Source organism: Marivita sp. (assembly GCF_020055635.1).
Taxonomy (GTDB): domain Bacteria; phylum Pseudomonadota; class Alphaproteobacteria; order Rhodobacterales; family Rhodobacteraceae; genus Marivita.
In genome coordinates this window covers 1-3,501 of sequence record NZ_JAIPUT010000145.1, presented here as the reverse complement: position 1 = coordinate 3,501, position 3,501 = coordinate 1, and the positions used below count along the sequence as shown (strand labels likewise).

The window sequence follows — 3,501 nt, the reverse complement described above, 5'->3', positions numbered from 1 at the left end:
GCGGGGCTATTCATCGCGGACTCGGAGCGCGTAGACGTTGAATTCGACAGTGCCTCATTCACTGGTGTGAGGGCAGGGGTCTTCATCGACTCGGTTGCTGACTCTGCTGTCGATATTTCTGGAGATGTTGATCTGTCGGCAGAGGTCAGAAACGAAGCCGGAGACGTGGTATCCGGAGGCGACGCACGCCTCCAAATCGTAGGCAACTCGGGGTCGACGATCACTCTCGGAGCATCCGCCGATGTCAAGTCAGCTGAAGTCACCGAGCGGAATGATGTAACAATTGATGGCTTTGGCGCGGCTGACGTGACGATTGGTTCCGATCGTAATGAAGATGTAAACGAGACAACAAACATCTACATGGGCAATCTTTCGGTCACGGGATACGGTCTTGAGGGCGCGCTGTTCAAGATCAATCCGGGTGCAACCGTCAATCCAGACAGCCCCCAGGCTGACGGCGTGAGCACGGTTGCGATCATCGGTGGTGTTCTTTCCTCCGGTGAAGCTCTCGAAGTGACCTTGACAGATGGTGATGACGCTGCGGCCATCCTGACCGCGGTCCAAACGGCGATCAATGACGCAACCGACTCCCTGTTTGAGGCAACTCTTGACGAGGGAACGATTATCCTTACGGGGGTTGACTCCTCGGTCGATGCGGACGTCGTCACCCTTTCAATCGAGGACCGCGATGCGAATGGCGAGGCCGTCAAGACTTACGCCGCCGAAGACTTCGGATCGGAAATTAACGAGATACCTGTAGAAGCCACGTTCAACGTCCACGCCTGGGACTCGATGGTTCTCGATACCGGAACTGTCGATCTGACGTCGAAAGGCGATGCCGAGCTGGTGTTCACCAATCTCGACGGGTCTGACAGCATCGATGTTGCTTTGGGTGATGTCACCGTGACCGCTGGCGATGCGGCGACCGTTGACGTCCAGCATGGCGGTGAATCCCCGTCCGGCAGCGTTACCCTCGGTGATGTCGAGGTCACCGCAGGCGAAACCGCGGATGTCGAGCTTGTCAACATCCTCGGGACGACTGAGGTGGATGTCACCGCTGGAGTGGCGACCGTTCACCTGAGCGATCTTGACTCGTTGGATACTGTATTGGTCAGTGGTGCCGATGCGATCGTGACCTTGACGGGTGACATGGGCGGCGACGATGCCAATAACGGTACTTTCCGCCTCGATCTCGGCAATATGGACGGAACGTTCGGTGCAGAAACAACACTGGGTGATTTCGGTCAGAACAATGTCGACACGGGAACATTCGTGGAGACATGGGACGCCGATTTCGAGGGTACGGTTCTGGTCGAGGTTGGTTCCGGAGACCTCGTGTACAACGCCGAGGTTGTTGCTGGTAACACCGAGCAGTCCAAGAATGATCTTGAAGGCGCGTGGACGACCAGAGGTTGGGTGTCCATGAATGGTCTGGACAGCTCGCCGCTGGTGGCAACCCAGTCCATCAGTGGGATGAGCTATCCGGACTATCCGGAAGATCAACCGGAAGACACCACGGCATCCGTGTTCAATCGGGTTCAGTTCGAACAGAACGGAACATCCTTCCGGATCGACCTTGTATCGACATCGACTGACCCGGTTGGTGGTGATGAGCAGAACGAGGAGGCGCAAATTACTAATGAGCAGCCTGGTGTTGGTGAGTCGACTGAGCAGCCGAATGAGGAGACGCAAATTGCGAATGACCCGAGTGGTGGTGATGAGACCGACACGCAGACGCAATCCGAGGTCTATTGGAGCAACGCGACCGGCAGCTGGGACGCATTGGCAAACAAGAAGGCGTTCACCGACGCCCTGGGCATCGATGATGTGACGTTCACCGCATCGCAGACGCACAAGTTTGCATCCTACACCATCCGCGCCGATGTGACGGTCGCTCCGGAAGGAGAGGCAGATAAGTCTGTCGCATTCATAGGCGGAATTCTCGACCAAGAATTGCTCGAAGTGGACCTTGACACCGGTGATGTTGGCGCGGAAATCCTCGACGACATCGCGGCAGCGATCAATTCCGCAGAGGGTGCTATGTTCACGGCGGCGGTGACCGGAAACACGATCGAGCTGTCAGCAAGCTCGGCGAACGCGAATGCGGATGATGTTGTTTTCTTAGTCGACGATCTTAACGGCACAGAACTGGTAGCGCGGTTCACTAGCCAAGACCTCGGGTCGGCCATCACCACGCGTCCGGAGGTCGAGATCGAACTTGTCGGTCCCGCGGACGGATCGTCTTTCGATGTGGTCGAGGACGCCAAGCAGGTCCTGCAGACAGGGGTGCCTGTGAAGGCACTGAGCCTGTCGAGCAGCGCAGGGGAACTTGCCGCGGATGGGATCGGCCAGTCCGAGCGTGAAGTCTTCACCTTCACAGGTGACGATATCGGCGAGGTCATCCTTGGCGGGTTCAATGCCAACGGTTTTGACACGGCCTTCGGCCGCGACACCGACCGGTTGGACTTCAGCCAGTTCGCAGCTGTGGACGGTTTTGAAGACCTCACTTTCGGTATCGATGACGACGATGGGTATTTTGCCGACGTGATCATCGATTTCGTGGACCAGGACCTCGGAAGCATCCGCCTGGTGGGTGTTGGCGAACTTGAGAATGCCATCAGCCACGTTCAGGACAGCATCCTGTTCGTCGGCTGATCAAAGGCTGGTGTTTTCGAACCGCAAATCCAGGGGGGCCATATTGGCCCCCCTTTTTTTCACATCTTCCAAAATGCATTCGAGAATCCGGTCTGATGTGACTTCAATTGAGCACTCCCCGTATCCGGGTTCCGCTCAGGCAACCAAGCCGTCGAAACGTCATCAGATCTTGAGTTGAGGCTTCGAAATCCTGCAGACTGGCCCATCCTCCCCGAGAAAAAGCGATCTATAGATAATAGAATTATCCATGGATGATTTATTCCAACCTTATATGCGCGCGACAGGCTATCGATCAATTTAATAGTGGATGGGTCTCGTGTTAACTCTCTGAGAAATATGGGGGTTTTTATGAGAATTTTCGCCGTCAGCACGACGTTGATCGTTTTGGCGTCCTGCACCACGCCGCCCGTGTCCCACGGAAACTGTGTTCCTGCGGAGCCCGGTTTTGTCCTGAATACGGACAAATACGCGCCGCAAACGATTGAGTGCGTTCCAATTGCGCGCCCGGTTCAATCCGTGCAGGTCATCGGAGACAGGGCCGGCAATGCGAGGCTTGTTGCTGGTGTGTCCGATGAGTCGCCATCGACGCGTTCACCAGGTGTCACGACAACCCATGCCGGGTCGGACGGTGCCTTTGCCAGCCAGACTGGCAGCGGCGGGTCGGTAACCGCGCAGGCCGGGCCATCCGGCGCTTCTGCTGCGTCGGCGTCGGAAGACGGAGATGTAACAACCTCTCATGCCGGCTCCGGCGGGGCATCTGCCTCGTCGATATCGAGCGATGGTTCGGTCGATACCGCGCATTCGGGTGAAGAAGGCGCGTCGGCCGCGTCGGCCGGAGCGTCCATC

Annotated in this window: 1 protein-coding gene; it reads left to right on the top strand. The window is 57.0% G+C overall.

Going from position 1 to position 3,501, the window contains the following annotated elements; genetic code table 11:
* The coding region (locus LCF60_RS23790) for a hypothetical protein (RefSeq protein ID WP_292295013.1) at window positions 1–2,655 on the top strand (2,655 nt) is incomplete at its 5' end.
* Between the last annotated feature and the right edge of the window lie 846 nt (window positions 2,656–3,501).